Origin of the sequence: Pseudomonas sp. C9 (genome assembly GCF_002000165.1) — a bacterium.
In the GTDB taxonomy this organism is placed as follows: domain Bacteria; phylum Pseudomonadota; class Gammaproteobacteria; order Pseudomonadales; family Pseudomonadaceae; genus Aquipseudomonas.
The window spans coordinates 1-1,196 of record NZ_MPAK01000003.1 but is presented as its reverse complement, the minus strand read 5'-3'; the positions used below and the strand labels follow the sequence as shown (position 1 = coordinate 1,196).

Annotated in this window: 1 protein-coding gene; it reads right to left on the bottom strand. The window is 62.5% G+C overall.

The window, feature by feature from the left end:
• The coding region (locus BMS17_RS29470; protein ID WP_218191611.1) for a VCBS domain-containing protein at nt 1–1,196 on the bottom strand (1,196 nt) is incomplete at both ends.

Below are 1,196 nucleotides of genomic sequence, written 5' to 3'. Positions count from 1 at the left end.
GTGATCGGGCCGGCGTTGGGGCCGGTCGGCACGCGGTCGGCGCCCTGCACGTCGTTGGTTAGCACATTGCCGTTGAGGGTGAGCAGGGTTTCCGAGGCCGTGCCGGCGTTGCTGTCGTTCACGCCTTTTGGCAAATCGTCGACGATGTTGACGTCGAGGTTGGCATTGGCAGTGGTGCCGTTGTCGTCCACTACGGTCACGGCGAACTGCTCGGAGAGCGTGTTGGCGCCGTTAGCGGTTGGGTGCGCTTCGTTATCGACCAGGGTGTAACTGTAACTGACCACGCCAGTGGTGGCGTCAAACCCGGTGATGGTCAGCGTGCTGCCCAACGGGGTGACGATGGATTGCGGGAAGCCGGCGGCGACACCACCGACGACCACATGCAGACCGCCGATATCCAGCGTCTGTACACCGTCGAGGGCGGTGATGGTGAAGGTGCCGTTTTGCGTCAGCGCCGGGGTGTCCGGGTTGCTGCCGTCGCCGAGGTTTTTCTCGTAGACGGTGAGCTCGCCGCCGTAAACATCCAGCCCACTGATGGTCACCGGATCGTCGTTGTTGTGGATGTTCAACACCAGATTGGCGGTGCTGGTATCGCCGTCAGCATCGGTGATGGTGTAAGTGAAGTTCTCGGTGCCGTTGCCATTGCCGTGCAGCGCTTTGAAGTCGGCATCGCTGGTGTTCAGGGTGTAGGTGTASGTGCCGTTGGCATTCAGCACCAASGTGCCGTAAGTSCCRGTGAAGGTGCCGGCRGTGATCGGGCCGGCGTTGGGGCCGGTCGGCACGCGGTCGGCGCCCTGCACGTCGTTGGTTAGCACATTGCCGTTGAGGGTGAGCAGGGTTTCCGAGGCCGTGCCGGCGTTGCTGTCGTTCACGCCTTTTGGCAAATCGTCGACGATGTTGACGTCGAGGTTGGCATTGGCAGTGGTGCCGTTGTCGTCCACTACGGTCACGGCGAACTGCTCGGAGAGCGTGTTGGCGCCGTTAGCGGTTGGGTGCGCTTCGTTATCGACCAGGGTGTAGCTGTAACTCACCACGCCGGTGGCGGCGTCGAACCCGGTGATGGTCAGCGTACTGCCCAACGGCGTGACGATCGATTGCGGGAAGCCGGCGGCGACACCACCGACGACCACATGCAGACCACCGATATCCAGCGTCTGCACACCGTCGAGGGCGGTGATGGTAAAGGTGCCGTTTTG